At 61.3% G+C, this 18,184-nt stretch carries 18 protein-coding genes; 8 read left to right on the forward strand and 10 right to left on the reverse strand.

The genetic code is table 11. The features are described 5' to 3' along the window. Nucleotides 1-212: 212 nt before the first annotated feature. From pip to QMX91_RS19275, 7 genes are all read left to right on the forward strand, one after another. On the forward strand, nucleotides 213-1,184 hold the full coding sequence (gene pip / locus QMX91_RS19245; protein ID WP_003220824.1) for a prolyl aminopeptidase: 972 nt from the start codon (nucleotides 213-215) through the stop codon (nucleotides 1,182-1,184). Next, entirely contained in the window at nucleotides 1,181-1,618 is a 438-nt protein-coding gene (dtd, locus tag QMX91_RS19250; protein WP_134785234.1) for a D-aminoacyl-tRNA deacylase, read from the forward strand. The genes pip and dtd overlap by 4 nt, the downstream gene beginning before the upstream one ends. A gap of 352 nt (nucleotides 1,619-1,970) precedes the next feature. Continuing rightward, nucleotides 1,971-3,755: a glucan biosynthesis protein G gene (locus tag QMX91_RS19255; RefSeq protein WP_167734086.1), complete on the forward strand. Its 1,785-nt coding sequence runs from the start codon at nucleotides 1,971-1,973 to the stop codon at nucleotides 3,753-3,755. Beyond that, the gene (gene mdoH / locus QMX91_RS19260; RefSeq protein WP_223007183.1) at nucleotides 3,748-6,318 is read left to right on the forward strand and encodes a glucans biosynthesis glucosyltransferase MdoH; all 2,571 of its coding nucleotides are present in this window, start codon (nucleotides 3,748-3,750) and stop codon (nucleotides 6,316-6,318) included. The genes QMX91_RS19255 and mdoH overlap by 8 nt, the downstream gene beginning before the upstream one ends. A 369-nt stretch (nucleotides 6,319-6,687) precedes the next feature. Further along, complete coding sequence (locus QMX91_RS19265; RefSeq protein WP_003220833.1) at nucleotides 6,688-7,485, forward strand: transporter substrate-binding domain-containing protein; 798 nt, start codon at nucleotides 6,688-6,690, stop codon at nucleotides 7,483-7,485. Nucleotides 7,486-7,613: 128 nt separating this feature from the next. Beyond that, a complete protein-coding gene (locus tag QMX91_RS19270; RefSeq protein ID WP_282413205.1) occupies nucleotides 7,614-8,573 on the forward strand; it encodes an amino acid ABC transporter permease in 960 nt (319 codons plus the stop codon). Beyond that, nucleotides 8,566-9,300 carry an amino acid ABC transporter ATP-binding protein gene (locus QMX91_RS19275; RefSeq protein WP_007961769.1) on the forward strand — a complete coding sequence of 245 codons (735 nt, stop codon included), beginning with the start codon at nucleotides 8,566-8,568 and terminating at the stop codon, nucleotides 9,298-9,300. Before QMX91_RS19270 ends, QMX91_RS19275 begins: the two co-directional genes overlap by 8 nt. Nucleotides 9,301-9,446: 146 nt before the next feature. Here the strand turns inward: QMX91_RS19275 and QMX91_RS19280 are convergent, their stop codons facing one another. The 10 genes from QMX91_RS19280 to ubiE all read right to left on the reverse strand — a co-directional run bounded on the left by QMX91_RS19280 (nucleotide 9,447) and on the right by ubiE (nucleotide 17,655). Next, complete coding sequence (locus QMX91_RS19280; protein ID WP_282413206.1) at nucleotides 9,447-11,363, reverse strand: methyl-accepting chemotaxis protein; 1,917 nt, start codon at nucleotides 11,361-11,363, stop codon at nucleotides 9,447-9,449. Nucleotides 11,364-11,589: 226 nt separating this feature from the next. Continuing rightward, the gene (locus QMX91_RS19285; RefSeq protein WP_225137169.1) at nucleotides 11,590-12,297 is read right to left on the reverse strand and encodes a 16S rRNA (uracil(1498)-N(3))-methyltransferase; all 708 of its coding nucleotides are present in this window, start codon (nucleotides 12,295-12,297) and stop codon (nucleotides 11,590-11,592) included. Beyond that, nucleotides 12,294-13,085, reverse strand: a complete 792-nt coding sequence (gene tatC / locus QMX91_RS19290; RefSeq protein WP_027611295.1) for a twin-arginine translocase subunit TatC — start codon at nucleotides 13,083-13,085, stop codon at nucleotides 12,294-12,296. Before tatC ends, QMX91_RS19285 begins: the two co-directional genes overlap by 4 nt. Further along, nucleotides 13,082-13,537 carry a Sec-independent protein translocase protein TatB gene (gene tatB / locus QMX91_RS19295; RefSeq protein ID WP_098966798.1) on the reverse strand — a complete coding sequence of 152 codons (456 nt, stop codon included), beginning with the start codon at nucleotides 13,535-13,537 and terminating at the stop codon, nucleotides 13,082-13,084. The genes tatC and tatB overlap by 4 nt, the downstream gene beginning before the upstream one ends. Nucleotides 13,538-13,546: 9 nt before the next feature. Continuing rightward, entirely contained in the window at nucleotides 13,547-13,828 is a 282-nt protein-coding gene (locus QMX91_RS19300) for a twin-arginine translocase TatA/TatE family subunit (protein ID WP_003220847.1), read from the reverse strand. Between the two features lie 25 nt (nucleotides 13,829-13,853). Next, the gene (locus QMX91_RS19305) at nucleotides 13,854-14,186 is read right to left on the reverse strand and encodes a phosphoribosyl-ATP diphosphatase (protein WP_007909355.1); all 333 of its coding nucleotides are present in this window, start codon (nucleotides 14,184-14,186) and stop codon (nucleotides 13,854-13,856) included. Further along, on the reverse strand, nucleotides 14,179-14,580 hold the full coding sequence (gene hisI, locus QMX91_RS19310) for a phosphoribosyl-AMP cyclohydrolase (protein ID WP_003220851.1): 402 nt from the start codon (nucleotides 14,578-14,580) through the stop codon (nucleotides 14,179-14,181). The genes QMX91_RS19305 and hisI overlap by 8 nt, the downstream gene beginning before the upstream one ends. A gap of 80 nt (nucleotides 14,581-14,660) precedes the next feature. After that, nucleotides 14,661-16,265 carry a ubiquinone biosynthesis regulatory protein kinase UbiB gene (gene ubiB / locus QMX91_RS19315; protein ID WP_027611297.1) on the reverse strand — a complete coding sequence of 535 codons (1,605 nt, stop codon included), beginning with the start codon at nucleotides 16,263-16,265 and terminating at the stop codon, nucleotides 14,661-14,663. Then, a complete protein-coding gene (locus QMX91_RS19320) occupies nucleotides 16,262-16,885 on the reverse strand; it encodes an SCP2 domain-containing protein (protein WP_134785241.1) in 624 nt (207 codons plus the stop codon). Before QMX91_RS19320 ends, ubiB begins: the two co-directional genes overlap by 4 nt. Continuing rightward, a complete protein-coding gene (gene ubiE, locus QMX91_RS19325) occupies nucleotides 16,885-17,655 on the reverse strand; it encodes a bifunctional demethylmenaquinone methyltransferase/2-methoxy-6-polyprenyl-1,4-benzoquinol methylase UbiE (protein WP_003220857.1) in 771 nt (256 codons plus the stop codon). Before ubiE ends, QMX91_RS19320 begins: the two co-directional genes overlap by 1 nt. A gap of 154 nt (nucleotides 17,656-17,809) precedes the next feature. Between ubiE and QMX91_RS19330 the strand changes: the two genes are divergently transcribed. Further along, nucleotides 17,810-18,085, forward strand: a complete 276-nt coding sequence (locus QMX91_RS19330; protein ID WP_003220859.1) for a polyhydroxyalkanoic acid system family protein — start codon at nucleotides 17,810-17,812, stop codon at nucleotides 18,083-18,085. Nucleotides 18,086-18,184 lie beyond the last annotated feature (99 nt).

Raw genomic sequence — 18,184 nt, forward strand, 5'->3', positions numbered from 1 at the left:
GGCTTGCTCGCGAAGGCGGCGCATCAGGCAACATATGCGTTGAATGACACAGCGCTTTCGCGAGCAAGCCCGCTCCCACAGGTTTTGTATGCAGCAGAAAAATTGTGACTGCGTACGGGCATGCTCATTGACGTAAATCGGGTTTATGATGCCGGACGGCAGAATAATAGAAGTCCCCCCAGGGATGACCTCGACCCCTTACGGAGCGCGCAATGCAGACATTGTTTCCGCAGATCAAACCCCACGCCCGGCACGATCTGGCTGTCGATGACACCCACACGCTGTACGTCGATGAAAGCGGCTCGCCGGAAGGCTTGCCGGTGGTGTTCATCCACGGCGGCCCGGGTGCCGGTTGCGACGCGCAGAGCCGTCGCTATTTCGATCCGAACCTGTATCGCATTGTCACCTTCGACCAGCGCGGCTGCGGACGCTCCACCCCGCATGCGAGCCTGGAAAACAACACCACCTGGGATCTGGTCGCTGACCTTGAGCGTATCCGCAAGCACTTGGGCATCGATAAATGGGTGCTGTTCGGCGGTTCGTGGGGTTCGACTCTGGCGCTGGCCTACGCGCAAACCCACCCGGAGCGCGTACACGGTCTGATCCTGCGTGGGATCTTTCTCTGCCGTCCGCAGGAAATCGAGTGGTTCTATCAGGCCGGTGCCAGCCGTCTGTTTCCCGATTACTGGCAGGATTACATCGCGCCGATCCCGCTGGACGAGCGCGACGATCTGCTCAGCGCCTTCCACAAGCGCCTGGTCGGTAACGATCAGATCGCTCAGATGCACGCGGCCAAGGCCTGGTCGACGTGGGAAGGACGCACCGCGACCCTGCGGCCGAACCCGCTGGTGGTCGACCGTTTCTCCGAACCGCAGCGCGCCCTGTCGATCGCGCGGATCGAGTGTCACTACTTCACCAATAATGCGTTCCTCGAGCCGAATCAACTGATCCGCGACATGGGCAAGATCGCCCATCTGCCGGGGGTGATCATTCACGGTCGTTACGACGTGATCTGTCCGCTGGACAACGCCTGGGAGCTGCATCAGGCCTGGCCGAACAGCGAACTGCAGGTGATTCGTGACGCCGGTCACGCCGCCTCCGAACCGGGCATCACCGATGCGCTGGTGCGTGCCGCGAGCAACATGGCCCGTCGCTTGCTCGACCTGCCGCCCGAAGAAGCATGAAGGGGCTTTTACAACGCGTGCGCGGTGCGCGGGTAGAGGTTGCGGGAGAGACAGTCGGCGCGGTGGATCAGGGTTTGCTGGTGCTGGTGGCGGTCGAACCCGACGACACGCGTACCAGTGCCGACAAACTTTTGCATAAGCTGCTTAACTATCGGGTATTCAGTGACGCCGAGGGCAAGATGAATCTGTCCCTGGCGGATGTGGGCGGCGGGTTGCTGCTGGTCTCTCAGTTCACCCTCGCTGCCGACACCAGGAGCGGGTTGCGCCCGAGTTTCTCGACCGCAGCCCCTCCGGCATTGGGCGAGGAATTGTTCGACTATCTATTCAGCAAAGCGAAACAGATGCATGGCACTGTGGCATCAGGTAGATTCGGCGCGGATATGCAGGTGCACCTGGTCAACGATGGCCCGGTAACCTTCCTGTTACAGACATGAAAGCCCTTGAAACACCTTTTCAAGGGCTTTTCGACTGAAAACAGGCGTTTTTCGCGATAAATACTTTGTTACCCCTGATGCGTTGTCACGCGGGCTACTAGATAATCGCGCGCTATGGGGATCAGCGTTCGCTGTTCCATTTTTGACTTAGGTAGAGACTTGTCTGGATCCGATTGGGGAATCATTTTGCCCCAGCGGAGTCGGAACAATGCTCGCCAACTTGGCAAGGGTGCGCTGGGAGGTCGGCTTTTCAAAGTCGAAAACCCCACAGGCACTTAATCTGGCCGTTGGTTTTTTGATCTGTTTTCGGCGAGGGTTGCTCGTGATTGTTAGTCCCTGTAATGCAGCAAAAATGTCTGCCAAACGCATGCGAAGTGCCCTGGTAGCCGGCTCGGCGCTCCTGTGCCTGCTCAGCGCCGGCCAGCTTTGGGCGTTCAATCTTGACGATGTATCAGCCAAGGCTAAAGAGCTGGCCGGGCAGAAGTTCGAAGCCCCGCGCAGCAACCTGCCGAACGAATTCCGTGACATGAAGTTCGCGGATTATCAGAAAATCCGCTTCCTCACCGAAAAGGCTGAGTGGGCCGATCAGAAGACACCGTTCAAGCTGTCCTTCTATCACCAGGGCATGCACTTCGATACGCCGGTGAAAATCAACGAAATCACGGCGAACACCGTCGAAGAGATCAAATACGATCCGACCCGCTTCGATTTCGGCGACCTCAAGTTCGATCCGAAAGCCACTGAGCAACTGGGCTACGCCGGTTTCCGTGTGCTGTACCCGATCAACAAGGCCGACAAGCAAGACGAAATCATGACCATGCTCGGCGCGAGCTACTTCCGCGTCGTCGGCAAGGGCCACACCTACGGCCTGTCGGCCCGTGGTCTGGCGATCGACACCGCGCTGCCGTCGGGCGAAGAGTTTCCGCGTTTCCGCGAGTTCTGGATTCAACAGCCGAAGCCGGGTGACAAGCATCTGGTGATCTTCGCCCTGCTGGATTCGCCGCGCGCCACCGGTGCCTATCGCCTGATCCTGCGTCCGGGCAGCGACACCATTGTCGACGTCAAGGCGCAGATGTTCCTGCGTGACAAGGTCGGCAAACTGGGCATCGCACCGTTGACCAGCATGTTCCTGTTCGGCGCCAACCAGCCGTCGAAAGTCCTCAACTACCGTCGTGAACTGCACGACTCCAGCGGTCTGTCGATCCATGCCGGCAACGGCGAGTGGATCTGGCGTCCGCTGAACAACCCGAAACACCTGGCCGTGAGCAACTTCAGCGTCGAGAACCCGCGTGGTTTCGGTCTGCTGCAGCGTGGTCGCGACTTCAGCCACTACGAAGACCTCGACGACCGCTATGACAAGCGCCCAAGCGCCTGGATCGAGCCGAAGGGCGAGTGGGGCAAGGGCACCGTTGATCTGGTAGAGATTCCGACTGCCGACGAAACCAACGACAACATCGTTGCGTTCTGGAGCCCGGAAACCATGCCGGAGCCAGGCAAGCCGCTGGACTTCGCCTACCGCCTGCACTGGACCATGGACGAAGCGGCGATTCACGCCCCCGACAGCGCCTGGGTCAAGCAGACGCTGCGTTCGACCGGTGACGTCAAGCAGTCGAACCTGATCCGTCAACCGGATGGCAGCGTTGCCTACCTGGTCGACTTCGAAGGTCCATCGCTGGCGGCTCTGGCCCCGGATGCCGACGTGCGCAGTCAGGTCAGCGTTGGCGATAACGCCGAACTGGTTGAGAACAGCGTGCGTTACAACCCGGAAACCAAGGGCTGGCGCCTGACCCTGCGGATGAAGATCAAGGACGCGAGCAAGTCCACCGAGATGCGGGCCGCCCTGGTACAGCCAGTGGTCACCGCTGATCTGGCCAAGTCTTCGGTACCGGCGTCGAACTCGTCGGTGGCCAAGGCGGACAAGGTCGCGGCCAAGCAACAAGAGAAAGACGAGAAGGAAGCCAAGGCAGCCGAGGCCAAACAGGCCGACGCCAAGCCAGCCGCAGATGCCAAGGACAAGGCCAACAAAGACGCCAAGCAGCCAGCGGCTGCGAACGCGGCCCCAGCCACACCGGAATCGGCACCGACTGAAGAAGTCCTGACCGAGACCTGGAGCTATCAGTTGCCTGCCGATGAGTAACTCTCAAGTACAGCCAGAGACTCTGTCCGAGTATCTGGCGCATCTGCCGATGACCGACGAGCAGCGCGCGGAACTCGCGGGCTGCCAGTCCTTCAGCGAACTGCACCAGCGCCTGTCGTCGCCGACGTTCGACGCGCCTGCCGAAGCCGCCCAGGCTTCGGTGGGCAAGCGCCTGACCCTGAGCACCGCCGAGGAGCTGGAAGAGGCGGAAATGCTGGTGCTCGACGCCAGCGGTCGGGTCAGCATGAAAGCGACGCCGCCGATCCGTCGGACCAAAGTCGTGCCGGAGCCATGGCGCACCAATATTCTGGTGCGTGGCTGGCGCCGCCTGACCGGGCGCACCAATCCGCCACAGCCGCCGAAGGACGAAAACGTCTTGCCGGCGGCGCGCTGGCGCACGGTTGGTTCGATTCGACGTTACATTCTGTTGCTGCTGATGCTCGGTCAGACCATCGTTGCCGGCTGGTACATGAAAGGCATCATGCCGTACCAGGGCTGGTCGTTCGTCGATCTGGACGAAGTGCTGCACCAGCCGCTGCTGCAAACCGCCACGCAAGTGCTGCCGTATGCGCTGCAGACCAGCATCCTGATCCTGTTCGGGATTCTGTTCTGCTGGGTCTCGGCCGGTTTCTGGACGGCACTGATGGGCTTCCTCGAGTTGCTCACCGGTCACGATAAATACCGTATCTCCGGCAAAAGCGCCGGCAACGAGCCGATTCCGAAAGACGCCCGTACTGCGCTGGTAATGCCGATCTGCAACGAAGACGTGCCTCGGGTATTCGCCGGTCTGCGCGCCACCTTCGAGTCGGTCGCCGCTACCGGTGATCTGGATCGCTTCGACTTCTTCGTCCTCAGCGACAGTAACGACACCGATATCTGCGTCGCCGAGCAGCAAGCCTGGCTGGACGTCTGCCGTGAAGCCAAGGGCTTCGGCAAGATCTTCTATCGCCGCCGTCGCCGTCGTGTGAAACGCAAGAGCGGCAACCTCGACGACTTCTGCCGTCGCTGGGGTGGTGACTACAAGTACATGGTCGTGCTCGACGCCGACTCGGTGATGAGCGGCGAGTGCCTGACCAGTCTGGTGCGCCTGATGGAAGCCACGCCGGACGCCGGGATCATCCAGACCGCGCCGCGAGCGTCGGGCATGGACACCCTGTATGCGCGCATGCAGCAGTTCGCTACCCGCGTGTACGGTCCGCTGTTCACCGCCGGTCTGCACTTCTGGCAGTTGGGTGAATCCCACTACTGGGGTCACAACGCGATCATCCGCATGAAGCCGTTCATCGACCACTGCGCCCTGGCGCCGTTGCCGGGTAAAGGTGCGTTCTCCGGTGCCATCCTGTCTCACGACTTCGTCGAAGCCGCGTTGATGCGCCGTGCCGGTTGGGGCGTGTGGATTGCCTACGACCTGCCGGGCAGCTACGAAGAACTGCCGCCGAACCTGCTCGACGAGCTCAAGCGTGACCGTCGCTGGTGCCACGGCAACCTGATGAACTTCCGCCTGTTCCTGGTCAAAGGTATGCACCCGGTGCACCGCGCAGTGTTCCTCACCGGCGTGATGTCGTACCTGTCGGCGCCGTTGTGGTTCTTCTTCCTGGTGTTGTCGACCGCGCTGCTGGCGGTGAACACACTGATGGAGCCGCAGTACTTCCTGGAACCGCGTCAGCTCTATCCGCTGTGGCCACAATGGCACCCGGACAAGGCGATCGCGCTGTTCTCGACCACCATCGTGCTGCTGTTCCTGCCGAAACTGCTGAGCATCATCCTGATCTGGGCCAAGGGCGCGAAAGAGTTCGGTGGCAAGTTCAAGGTGACCCTGTCGATGCTGCTGGAGATGTTGTTCTCCATGCTGCTGGCGCCGGTGCGGATGATTTTCCACACCCGTTTCGTGCTCGCCGCATTCCTCGGCTGGGCCGCGACCTGGAACTCGCCGCAGCGTGACGACGACTCCACGCCATGGAGCGAGGCGGTCAAGCGCCACGGTCCGCAGACCCTGCTGGGCTTCTGCTGGGCGCTGCTGGTGATCTGGCTGAACCCGAGCTTCCTGTGGTGGCTGGTGCCGATCGTCGGTTCGCTGATGCTGTCGATCCCGGTGTCGGTGATTTCCAGCCGTGTCGGCCTGGGCCTGAAGTCCCGTGACGAGAGCCTGTTCCTCATCCCAGAGGAATACAATCCGCCACAGGCGCTGCTGGCGACCGATCAGTACACCCACGAGAACCGCTGGCATGCACTGAACGACGGCTTCATCCGCGCCGTGGTCGATCCGCAGCAGAACGCCCTGGCGTGTTCGCTGGCGACGGCCCGGCACGGTCAGGCCGAGCCGATCGAGTGGCTGCGTCAGGAACGTGTACGTCACGCCCTGAAGGCTGGCCCGGCGGCACTGAGCAACCATGATCGCCTGCAACTGCTGAGCGATCCGGTGGCCCTGGCGCGTCTGCACGAGCTGGTCTGGTCCGAAGACCACAAGGAATGGCTGGATGCCTGGCGTGCTTCGGTGAAAGCCGATCCGCATGCGCCGCTGTTGCCACTCAAGCCTGTGAGCTTGCAGGCACAACCGGCCTGATGAAGAAACCCCGCTAACTAGCGGGGTTTTTTTATGGCGCTGAAAATCCCCCTCATCGGAACGCCGCCCGCCTAACCCTCTCCCGGAGGGAGAGGGGACTGACCGGATTGGATATTCGAGTTGCATCGACCTGAGAAATCGAGTCGAACTTAGCTTTCGAATATTTCCCCGATCGGCTCCCTTTCCCCCTCTCCCCTCTGGGGAGAGGGCTGGGGTGAGGGGCCTTTGAATGTTAAACAAATCGTCCATAAAACCTTGTGCAAAAAATCGAGTGCGTTAGCATCCGTCCCCGAATTGGCGCGCCCGGACGATCTTGTCCATTTCAGGCGGTTTTCGCGCCGCAATTGCAATGGTTTTGGGGACTTGAAGATGAAGAAGTATCTGTCGATGCTGCTGGTCGGCGTCACGGCACTGGTTGCAGTCAATGCGGCGCACGCCGGTGCAATCGATGACGCGGTCAAGCGCGGCACGTTGAAAGTCGGTATGGATCCGACCTACATGCCGTTCGAAATGACCAACAAGCGCGGCGAGATCATCGGCTTCGAAGTCGACATCCTCAAAGCCATGTCCAAGGCCATGGGCGTCAAGCTGGAGCTGGTGTCCACCGGTTACGACGGGATCATCCCGGCCCTGATGACCGACAAGTTCGACATGATCGGCAGCGGCATGACCCTGACTCAGGAGCGCAACCTGCGCCTGAACTTCAGCGAACCGTTCATCGTGGTCGGCCAGACCCTGCTGATCCGCAAGGAACTGGAAGGCACCATCAAGTCCTATAAAGACCTGAACACCGCCGACTACCGCATCACCTCCAAGCTCGGTACCACCGGCGAGATGGTCGCCAAGAAGCTGATCGCCAAGGCCAAGTACCACGGCTACGACAACGAGCAGGAAGCCGTGCTCGACGTGGTCAATGGCAAGGCCGACGCCTTCATCTACGACGCGCCGTACAACGTGGTCGCGGTGAACAAGGTCGGCGCCGGCAAACTGGTGTTCCTCGACAAGCCGTTCACCTACGAGCCGCTGGCCTTCGGTCTGAAGAAGGGTGATTACGACAGCATCAACTTCATCAACAACTTCCTGCACCAGATCCACGAAGACGGCACCTACGATCGCATCCATGACAAGTGGTTCAAGAGCACCGAGTGGCTCAAGGACATGGAATAAGCCCGGTCAGATAGACCGCGTTGCCTCGATCGCGAGCAGGCTCACTCCTACAGGGGGACGCATTCCAATGTAGGAGTGAGCCTGCTCGCGATGGGGCCTCCAAGGCGATACAGAATCCGGAACCTGCAATGAAACAGAAAAAAGCCCAATGGCCCTGGCACGTCCTGACCGTGCTGGTGCTGGTCGGCCTGGCGGGCGCGTTGTATTACGCCACGTCGCTGATGTCCTACGAATGGCGCTGGAACCGCGTGCCGCAGTACTTCGCCTATCAGGCCGAAGAATCCCAGCGTGCCACCGATATCTCCACCGTCACCGAGCTGGTGCGCAAGGGCGGTAGCGCGCAGGTCACCCTGCGCAACGACGCCGGTGACGAGCAGCACCTGACCGTCGACGAAAACAGCCTGCAATTCGCTCAGGGCGACGATGTGGCTGAAGGTGACGTCGTGGGCGTGACTCGGCATTGGGCGGCAGGGCCGCTGCTGTGGGGCCTTTGGACCACGCTGTGGCTGTCGGTGGTGTCTGGGGTACTCGGTCTGCTGATCGGTCTGGTCACCGGGCTGTGCCGCCTGTCGAGCAACCCGACCCTGCGTGATCTGTCGAGCATTTACGTCGAACTGGTGCGCGGCACGCCGCTGTTGGTGCAGATTTTCATTTTCTACTTCTTCATCGGCACGGTGATGAACCTGTCCCGCGAGTTCGCCGGGATCGCCGCGCTGTCGCTGTTTACCGGCGCCTACGTCGCGGAGATCATCCGTTCCGGGGTGCAGTCGATTGCCCGTGGCCAGAACGAAGCGGCGCGTTCGCTCGGTCTGAGCGCCGGCCAGTCGATGCGCCACGTGGTGCTGCCGCAAGCGTTCAAACGAGTGCTGCCGCCGCTGGCCGGGCAGTTCATCAGCCTGGTCAAGGACACCTCGCTGGTGTCGGTGATTGCCATTACCGAGCTGCTGAAAAGTGGCCGTGAAGTCATCACCACCTCGTTCTCGCCGTTCGAAATCCTGTTCTGCGTCGCCGGCCTGTACCTGTTGATCAACCTGCCGCTGTCGAAAATGGCCAGCCGGCTTGAGCGGAGGCTCGCGCAAAGTGATTGAAGTCCGCGATCTGGTAAAAGTCTTCGACACCCGTGGCCAGGTAGTTCGGGCTGTGGATAACGTCACCACTTCCGTTGCCAAAGGCGAAGTGCTGGTGGTGATCGGCCCGTCCGGCTCGGGCAAGTCGACCTTCCTGCGCTGCCTCAATGGCCTGGAAGAATTCGACTCGGGTTCGGTGAGCATCGACGGCCTGCAACTGGCCGACCCGAAAACCGACGTCAACGCCTACCGCCGCGAAGTCGGCATGGTCTTTCAGCACTTCAACCTGTTCCCGCACATGACCGTGCTGGAAAACCTCTGTCTGGCGCAGAAAGTCGTGCGCAAGCGTGGGCAGAAGGAAAGTGAGGCCAAGGCCTTGGCGTTGCTGGAAAAGGTCGGTATTGCGCAGAAGGCTCGGGAATATCCATCACGCCTGTCCGGCGGCCAGCAACAGCGCGTGGCGATTGCCCGGGCGCTGGCGATGGACCCGAAAGTGATGCTGTTCGACGAACCGACTTCGGCCCTCGACCCCGAAATGGTCGGCGAAGTGCTGGATGTGATGAAGAACCTGGCCGTGGAAGGCATGACCATGGTCTGCGTCACCCACGAAATGGGTTTCGCCCGGGAAGTGGCGGATCGGGTGCTGTTCTTCGATCACGGCAAACTGCTGGAAGATGCTTCCCCGGCGGAGTTCTTCGATGCACCGAAGGATCCGCGCGCGCAAGCCTTTCTGCGTCAGGTCCTTTAATTTCAGCGTCTGAGCTACCGCTTTCGCGAGCAAGCCCGCTCCCACATTAGACCGCGTCCGCATGGACAACCAGGTCAACTGTGGGAGCGGGCTTGCTCGCGAATGCATCACCTCGGTTCAGAGCGAACCGAGGTTTTCGGATCACCTCAAACCTTGAACCGCCCCACCAGCATCTGCAGATGCGTCCCCAACCGCGCCAGCTCAACACTCGACGCCGCCGTTTCTTCACTCGCCGCCGACGTCTGATCCGACACATCCCGCACATTCAGCACGCTACGGTTGATCTCCTCGGCCACGGCACTCTGCTGCTCGGCTGCCGCTGCAATCTGCTGGTTCATCGCCTGAATCGCCGAGACGGTGCGGGTGATGCTTTCCAGTGAGCCACCGGCGCGGCGGGTCAGTTCGACGCTGCTGTCGGTCAGGCTGCGGCTGTTGTCCATGATCGTTGCCACTTGCTGGGTACCGTTCTGCAGGCCGACGATCAGCTCTTCGATCTCTTCGGTGGACTTCTGCGTGCGCTGGGCGAGGCTGCGCACTTCATCGGCAACCACCGCAAAACCACGCCCGGCCTCACCGGCACGCGCTGCTTCGATCGCGGCGTTGAGCGCCAGCAGGTTGGTTTGCTGGGCCACGGACTTGATCACGTCGAGCACGCTGCCGATCTTGTCGCTCTCGCGCTTGAGTTCGCCCATGGCTTCGGTGGAGTGGCCGACTTCGACGGCCAGACGCTCGATCTGCGCGATCGCTTCACCGACCACCTTGTCGCCTTCACGGGCTTGCTGGTCGGCGGCCACGGCGGCTTCGGAAGCCTCCTCGGCGTTACGCGCGACTTCCTGCACAGTGGCGGCCATTTCGTTCATGGCGGTGGCGACCTGATCGGTCTCGATCTTCTGATTGTTGACCCCGGCGCTGGTCTGCTCGGTCACCGCTGACAATTCCTCGGCAGCGCTGGCGATTTGCGTAACGCCGTCGCTGATGCCACCGATCAACTCGCGCAGGCCTTGGGTCATGCTCTGCATCGAACGCTGCAACTGGCCGAGTTCGTCGCGGCGTTGCGAGACCAGATTGTGGGTCAGGTCGCCGGCAGCCACGCGCTCGGCGACCTTCAGGGTCTGGTTCAGCGGAATGATGATCTGCCGGGTGATCGCCCACGCGGCCAGCAAACCGAAGGCCACGGCCAGCAGGGTGGCGATGATCAGCATGTTCTTGGCGTGCGCGGCATCGGTATCGCGCACCACGGTTTGTGATTCGGTGAGCTTCTTGCTGAGGTCGAGGAGGATGTCGCCCTGCGCCGTCATGGTTGCCCCGGCCTTGGCATTGTTCACCTGCGAGTCGCGGAACTGAGTGACCGCCGCGCGATAAGCCTTGATCGAGTCGGTGGCCTGTTGCAGGTTGGCGATGTGCTGTTCGGGCAGTTTCGCCGGCAGGCTGTCGAGGTTTTTCAGTGCATTGTCGATGGCGTCCAGCGCTGGCTGCTCCGCCTCGGCCTTGCCGCTGTAGGTATAGCCGCGCACCTGATAGCGCGCTTGCTGCAACAGTTTGCTCAGTTCGATCACGCTGTTGAATTGCGCGACGCTGTCCCCTTGCAGCATGGATTTCTCGACTTCCGAGACTTTGGCCACGGCATTGTCAGCACTGGCGCCGAGCTTGCTGCGCGCATCCTCACGCTGCACGGTGGCCTGTGTCATGTCGGCGAAGGCACGTTTGTACTCGGCGACAGCGGCCAGTTGCTGATCGACCATCGCCGCATCTGAGGGCTGCTCGATCAGGCCGCGCGCGGTTTGCAAGCCGCTGGCGAGTTTGGCCAGCAACTCGTTGACCGCGCCCGGGCCTTGTTCGCCGCGACGCGCTTCATAGTCCAGACGCGCCAGGCGCAGGTCCTTGGTCAGTTCATTGAGGCTGGAGATGAAGCCGAGCTTGTCGCCACGGCTGATAATGCCGCCCATGCCGGTCCAGCCGGTAAAGGTAATCAGCAGGGTGAGCAACAGCACCAGGCCGAAACCGATGCCCAGTTTGCGTTTGACGCTGACGTTCCCAAGATTCTCGGCTAACCAACGGTACATGCGACGACTCCCCTCGGACCACTAATTGGACTTATGGGGACTGTATCGGCTGGGTGATGGCAATCTGTAACCCGATTTGTCTGAAGCGCAGTGACATCGTGGCGAGGGAGCTTGCTCCCGCCCGGCGGCGCAGCCGTCGCAAAACCGGCAAACACATTTTTATCTGAAGAAAGAGCAATGGCCGCTTCGCGCCCAAGCGGGAGCAAGCTCCCTCACCACAGTACTTTTAGAACAGGCGGGCGAGCAGGGCGGTGACGGCGGTTTCGACGCGCAGGATACGTTCGCCCAGTTGCACCGGTTGCAGGCCGGACTTGCCCAGCAGGTCGATTTCGTAGGGGATCCAGCCACCCTCGGGGCCGATCGCCAGCGTCACCGGTTCGCTCAATGCGCGCGGGCAGGGCGGGAAGTTACCGGGATGGCCGACCAGACCGAGGGTGCCTTCGCTGATCGCCGGCAGGCGATCTTCGACGAACGGCTTGAAGCGTTTCTCGATGATGATTTCCGGCAGCACGGTATCGCGGGCCTGTTCGAGGCCGAGAATCAGGTTCTCGCGAATCGCTTCCGGCTCGAGAAACGGCGTCTGCCAGAAACTCTTCTCGACCCGATAGCTGTTGACCAGAATCACCTTCGACACGCCCATGGTCGCCACGGTCTGGAACACCCGTCGCAGCATTTTCGGGCGGGGCAGGGCCAATACCAGCGTCAATGGCAGCTTGGCCGGTGGTGGTTGATCGAGGGTGACACGCAACTCGGCTTCACCGGCCTCAAGGCGCAGCAGTTCGGCTGAGCCCATCAAGCCATTGATGCGCCCGACCCGCAGGCTGTCGCCGACTTCCGAGCGATGCACTTCCTGCATGTGGGTCAGGCGCCGGTCACGCAGCACGACGCGGTCGGCCGCGATGAAGTCGGCCTCTTCGAGCAACAGCAGGTTCATGCCTGGGTCGCTGGCGGCTGGTCGTTGTGATCGTCGGCCGGTGTTTCGTCCGGGCGTTCGCGCTTGCTGATCAGGCCGCCGAACAGAATGCCGATTTCAAACAGCATCCACATCGGTACCGCCAGCAGGGTCTGCGAGAAGATGTCCGGCGGGGTGAGGATCATGCCGACCACGAAGCAGCCGATGATCACGTACGGGCGGATCTTCTTCAGGTATTTGACGTCGACCACGCCGATCCACACCAGCAGCACCACGGCCACCGGGATTTCGAACGCGACACCAAAGGCAAAGAACAGCGTCATCACGAAGTCGAGGTAACTGGTGATGTCGGTCATCATTTCCACGCCGGCCGGGGTGGCGGCGGCGAAGAACTTGAAGATCAGCGGGAACACGAAGTAATAGGCGAACGCCATACCGGTGTAGAACAGCAGGATGCTCGACACCAGCAGCGGCACGGCGATGCGCTTCTCATGCTTGTACAGGCCCGGCGCGATGAAGCCCCAGATCTGATGCAGGATCACCGGAATCGCGAGGAACAGCGAGACCATCATCGTCAGCTTCAGCGGCGTCAGGAACGGCGACGACACATCCGTGGCGATCATCGTCGCGCCGACCGGCAGGTACTGGCGCAGCGGCGTCGAGACGAAGGTGTAGATCTGCTGGGTGAAGGCGAACAACCCGGCGAAGATGATGAACACCGCCGCCACACAACGCAGCAGGCGGGTGCGCAACTCGGTGAGGTGCGATACCAGCGGCATGTGCTGGTCGTTTTCAGGGAGATCGCTCATGGGGCTCGCGGCGGCAGTGTTGGGTCGTGAGGCGCGGGTGTAATCGGCGCGGCGTTTGGCGCAACGTGTTCAACAGATGGTTCCACGGCGGCTGGCGCCGTTTCTGTCGGAGCTACAACGGCAGCAGGTGCTGGTGGCGCCGTCGCGGCAGCAGGGCTGTGAATCGTCTGCTCACCCACATGCTCAACCGGCGTCGGCTCCTGCTGAACCGGCGTGAAAATCTTCCGCGCCTCCTGCTCCAGCGACAGAATGTGCTCGTTGTGCAGTTGCCGACGGATCTCGTCGGCACCGATTTCACGTTCAACTTCCTGTTTGATCGCGTTGAAGCTGCGCTTCAGCCGGCCGACCCACAGGCCGGCGGTGCGCGCAGCGCCCGGCAGACGCTCGGGGCCCAGCACCAGCAGGGCGACGAGGCCGACGAGCAGCAGTTCAGAGAAGCTGATACCAAACATTTGTCAGTCTCACACGTCTTTGCGGATCGGCTCTTCGACTTTCTGCGCCTGCACGTCGATGGTGTGCGGCGGGTTGGCCTGAGCGGTGGCCTGCGGCTGCACCGGTGGAACGGGCTGCGCAGGCGTTACGGTCGGATCGGCGGCCGGTTTTTCGTCATCGTTCATGGCTTTACGGAAGCCCTTGATCGACTCGCCGACGTCGGTGCCGAGGTTTTTCAGTTTCTTGGTGCCGAACACCAGCACCACGACTACCAGAATGACGATCCAGTGTTTCCAGTCAAAAATGCCCATGTTGCTGTTCCTCTCTAAAAATTGTTCAGGCGGACGGACGCGAGGCTTTCTCGACGTGTCCGGATAGACCGAAGCGACGATCCAGTTCATCCAGTACGGCCTGCGGATGCTGCCCCAGTTGGGCGAGCATGACCATGCTGTGGAACCACAGGTCGGCAGTCTCGTAGATCACATCGCTGCAGTCACCGCTGATGGCGGCGTCCTTGGCGGCAATAATGGTTTCGACCGACTCTTCGCCGACTTTCTCCAGAATCTTGTTCAGGCCCTTGTGATACAGACTAGCTACATATGAGCTGTCGGCCGCTGCGCCTTTGCGCTCTTCAAGCACTTCGGCCAGGCGAGTCAGGGTGTCACTCATGTTTGTGTCCTGCGGAATAGATAGCGTGCGGGTCTTTCAGAACCGGGTCGACTGTCTTCCAGTCGCCGTTTTCGTAGACGCGGTAAAAGCAGCTTTGACGGCCGGTATGGCAAGCGATGTCGCCGATCTGTTCGACCATCAGGATGATCACGTCGGCATCACAGTCCAGGCGCATTTCATGCAGGGTCTGTACGTGGCCGGACTCTTCGCCCTTGCGCCACAGCTTGCCACGGGAACGTGACCAGTAGATTGCACGGTTTTCCGCAGCGGTCAGTTCCAGCGCTTCGCGGTTCATCCAGGCCATCATCAGCACGCGCCCGGTCTTGTGATCCTGGGCAATCGCCGGCACCAGGCCATCTGCGTCCCACTTGATCTCGTCCAGCCAGTTTTTCATCTTCGACTCCGACAGCGAACCCGCACTTCAATTGTCAGGTTCAGGCGTTGAAACAGTGTGCCAGCCGATCAGCGAACTGGCTATCGGCGAACGACCAGATACAAGCCGACTGCCACCATGATGCCCGCCGGCCAATGCCCCAGTTCGTGCAGCGGGCCACCCGCGGCGAGGATCGTGCCGCCGGCCAGATGTGCGCAACCGAGCAGGCGCAGGAACCAGTCGTCCTTGCGTTTGTGCCACGGTGGCGGCGGGTCGTAGGCGTGCGGTTGCGACATGCGTTCGAGCAGGTCGCGGGCCATGTTGGCCAGGTGCGGCAGCTGCTCGAACTGGCTCTGCACGTTGCCGAGCAAGGCTTTCGGGCTGACGCGCTCGCGCATCCAGCGCTCGAGGAACGGCTGCGCGGTGTTCCACAGATCCAGATCCGGGTACAGCTGACGGCCAAGGCCTTCGATGTTCAGCAGGGTCTTTTGCAGCAGCACCAACTGCGGCTGCACTTCCATGTTGAAGCGCCGCGCAGTCTGGAACAGGCGCATCAGCACCTGACCAAATGAAATATCTTTTAACGGTTTTTCGAAGATCGGTTCGCACACGGTACGGATCGCCGCTTCGAATTCGTTGAGTTTGGTTTCCGCTGGCACCCAGCCCGAATCGATGTGCAACTGCGCCACGCGGCGGTAGTCGCGCTTGAAGAAGGCGAACAGGTTGCGCGCCAGGTAGTCCTGGTCTTCCGGGGTCAGGCTGCCGACGATGCCGCAGTCGATCGCGATGTACTGCGGGCTCCACGGGTTGACGGTGCTAACGAAGATGTTGCCCGGGTGCATGTCGGCGTGGAAGAAACTGTCGCGGAACACCTGGGTGAAGAAGATCTCCACGCCACGCTCGGCGAGCATTTTCATGTCGGTGCGCTGGTCGGCGAGGGTCGCCAGATCCGTCACCTGAATCCCGTAGATACGCTCCATCACCAGCACTTTCGGCCGGCACCAGTCCCAATAGACTTGCGGCACATAGAGCAGCGGCGAGCCTTCGAAGTTGCGCTTCAACTGGCTGGCGTTGGCCGCCTCGCGCAGCAGGTCGAGCTCGTCGTAGATGGTTTTTTCGTAGTCCTGCACCACGTCCACCGGGTGCAGCAGGCGGGCGTCGGCGGAGACCTTTTCGGCGGCGCGGGCGAGGATGAACAGCCATGCCAGATCCTGGGCGATCACCGGTTTCAGGCCCGGGCGGATCACCTTGACCACCACTTCTTCGCCGGTCTTCAGTTGCGCGGCGTGCACCTGCGCCACCGAGGCCGAGGCCAGCGGCTCGACGTCGAAACGGCTGAACACTTCGCTGATCTTCTTGCCCAGCTGTTCTTCGATCAGCTTGATCGACAGCTGCGAATCGAACGGCGGCACGCGGTCCTGCAGCAGCATCAACTCATCGGCGATGTCTTCCGGCAGCAGGTCGCGGCGGGTCGAAAGAATCTGCCCGAACTTGATGAAGATCGGCCCCAGATCCTGCAGCGCCAGGCGCAGGCGCGCACCACGGCTCAGCTCCAGCGGCTTGCGCGGCAACCAGCGCCACGGCAGCACGTAGCGCAGCGCCAGGAGGAACCAGGGCAGCGGCAGCTCGAACAGCAGGTCATCGAGGCGGTAGCGGATCACGACGCGCTGGATGCGCAACAGACGGCGGACGGCAAGCAGCTTCATGCGTTATCGCTTGGGTCGAGGGATCGGGAAAGGCGCTCGAAACGCGCCTCGAGACGTTCCAGATCAAGTTTGATCCGGTCCAGTTCGCTGAATCGCGCTTCGGCTTCGCGCTGCCCGACGAGGGTGCGTGATTCTTCGGCGAGGTATTCGGCGAGGTTCTGGTTGAGGCTGGCAAATCCTTGTTGATACCAGCGTGCGCGGCTGCGCAGGTGACCGCCAATCAGTTGCGTGGCGACCGGTCCGAGCCAGCGCGAGAGTTCGTACTCCCAGTCCAGCTCGAGGTCCTGCAGCACCCCGGCCAGTTCCAGCAGCACGCCGCTGTCACCGTCGAGCTCGACCTCCGGGGCGTGCAGCACCGCGGTCTTGTCTTTGCTCACGGCCAGTTTCACCAGGCTCGAGGCAGGGGCGCGCAGCGTGCAGTCGACGCCGGTTTCCCAGTTCGAGGCGAGCATCAGGCCCTCATCGCTGGGCAGGATGAACAGTTGCAGCGCCGGGCTGCGGCAATCGACGGCAATCACTTTGCCGGTCAGATGCGCCAGCCGCGGCAGCGCCGTGCTGTCGAGACGCAGCACCCGGTTGAGGCCGAGTTCGACGCTGGCGAGCAGCCCGGTGAGCAACATCAGGGCTTGATGCCGCGGTGCAGGGCGACGATGCCTGCGGTCATGTTGTGATAGGTCACGCGGTCGAAACCGGCGTCGACCATCATCGACTTCAGGGTTTCCTGATTCGGGTGCATGCGGATCGATTCGGCCAGGTAGCGATAGCTTTCCGAATCGTTGGTGATCAGCTTGCCCATCAGTGGCATGAAGGCGAACGAGTAGGCGTCGTAGGCTTTCGACATCAGCGCGTTGGTCGGCTTGGAGAACTCCAGCACCAGCAGGCGGCCGCCGGGCTTGAGCACGCGCAGCATCGAGCGCAGGGCGTCTTCTTTGTGAGTCACGTTGCGCAGGCCGAAGGCGATGGTCACGCAGTCGAAATGGTTGTCCGGGAACGGCAGTTTTTCCGCGTCCGCCTGAACGAATTCGACGTTGCCGGACACACCCAGATCCAGCAGACGGTCACGGCCGACCTTGAGCATCGATTCGTTGATGTCGGCCAATACCACCTGACCGGTCGGGCCAACCAGGTGCGAGAATTTTTTGGTCAGGTCACCGGTGCCGCCGGCGATGTCGAGCACGCGGTTACCGCTGCGCACACCGGACAGTTCGATCGCGAAACGCTTCCACAGACGGTGCATGCCGCCCGACAGAAGGTCGTTCATCAGGTCGTACTTCGCGGCTACGGAGTGGAACACCTCAGCGACTTTTTCCGCTTTCTGGCTTTCCGGAACGTTTTTGAAACCGAAGTGAGTGGTGGGTTCGGCATCGCTGCCTTTGCGCTGATCAGTCATATCGCTGTCACCAAAAGAGAATGCGCGACATTCTAATCCCCAAGCCATGCTTTGTCTTGGAATGGCTAAAGGTAAGATGGGCGACCTTCGGGACGATTTGCCGCAGACGCGGTCAAGATTTACCGTCACCTATTCATCAAGCAGGAGTCATTCGATGGCCAAAATCAGTGTTGAGCGTGCCCACAGCCTGGGCAAGGAAGCCGCCCGCGAGAAGGCCGACAAGCTGGCGCAGAAACTCTCCGATCAATATGGCCTGGAGCCGCAGTGGTCGGGCGACACCCTGAACCTCAAGCGCTCGGGCGTGAAAGGCGCGGTGCATGTGGCCGACGACTCGATCCGTGTCGACGTGGAACTGGGCATCATGATGTCGGCCATGAGCGGCATGATCAAAGCCGAGATCGAGAAGGCGCTGGACAAAGCGCTGGTCTGATTTCTGCCGGAAATGAAATTCTCCTGTGGGAGCGGGCTTGCTCGCGAATGCGGTGCAACAGTCGACATTTCTCGTGACTGGTACACCGCATTCGCGAGC

Origin of the sequence: Pseudomonas sp. PS01299 (genome assembly GCF_029960145.1) — a bacterium.
Classification (GTDB): domain Bacteria; phylum Pseudomonadota; class Gammaproteobacteria; order Pseudomonadales; family Pseudomonadaceae; genus Aquipseudomonas; species Aquipseudomonas putida_A.

Bases quoted from the DNA above. Each gene is read 5' to 3' on its own strand.
- pip (WP_003220824.1), top strand. From the start codon at position 213: ATGCAGACATTGTTTCCGCAGATCAAACCCCACGCCCGGCACGATCTG.
- dtd (WP_134785234.1), top strand. From the start codon at position 1,181: ATGAAGGGGCTTTTACAACGCGTGCGCGGTGCGCGGGTAGAGGTTGCG.
- QMX91_RS19255 (WP_167734086.1), top strand. From the start codon at position 1,971: ATGTCTGCCAAACGCATGCGAAGTGCCCTGGTAGCCGGCTCGGCGCTC.
- mdoH (WP_223007183.1), top strand. From the start codon at position 3,748: ATGAGTAACTCTCAAGTACAGCCAGAGACTCTGTCCGAGTATCTGGCG.
- QMX91_RS19265 (WP_003220833.1), top strand. From the start codon at position 6,688: ATGAAGAAGTATCTGTCGATGCTGCTGGTCGGCGTCACGGCACTGGTT.
- QMX91_RS19270 (WP_282413205.1), top strand. From the start codon at position 7,614: ATGAAACAGAAAAAAGCCCAATGGCCCTGGCACGTCCTGACCGTGCTG.
- QMX91_RS19280 (WP_282413206.1), bottom strand. From the start codon at position 11,363: ATGTACCGTTGGTTAGCCGAGAATCTTGGGAACGTCAGCGTCAAACGC.
- QMX91_RS19285 (WP_225137169.1), bottom strand. From the start codon at position 12,297: ATGAACCTGCTGTTGCTCGAAGAGGCCGACTTCATCGCGGCCGACCGC.
- tatC (WP_027611295.1), bottom strand. From the start codon at position 13,085: ATGAGCGATCTCCCTGAAAACGACCAGCACATGCCGCTGGTATCGCAC.
- tatB (WP_098966798.1), bottom strand. From the start codon at position 13,537: ATGTTTGGTATCAGCTTCTCTGAACTGCTGCTCGTCGGCCTCGTCGCC.
- QMX91_RS19300 (WP_003220847.1), bottom strand. From the start codon at position 13,828: ATGGGCATTTTTGACTGGAAACACTGGATCGTCATTCTGGTAGTCGTG.
- QMX91_RS19305 (WP_007909355.1), bottom strand. From the start codon at position 14,186: ATGAGTGACACCCTGACTCGCCTGGCCGAAGTGCTTGAAGAGCGCAAA.
- hisI (WP_003220851.1), bottom strand. From the start codon at position 14,580: ATGAAAAACTGGCTGGACGAGATCAAGTGGGACGCAGATGGCCTGGTG.
- ubiB (WP_027611297.1), bottom strand. From the start codon at position 16,265: ATGAAGCTGCTTGCCGTCCGCCGTCTGTTGCGCATCCAGCGCGTCGTG.
- QMX91_RS19320 (WP_134785241.1), bottom strand. From the start codon at position 16,885: ATGTTGCTCACCGGGCTGCTCGCCAGCGTCGAACTCGGCCTCAACCGG.
- ubiE (WP_003220857.1), bottom strand. From the start codon at position 17,655: ATGACTGATCAGCGCAAAGGCAGCGATGCCGAACCCACCACTCACTTC.
- QMX91_RS19330 (WP_003220859.1), top strand. From the start codon at position 17,810: ATGGCCAAAATCAGTGTTGAGCGTGCCCACAGCCTGGGCAAGGAAGCC.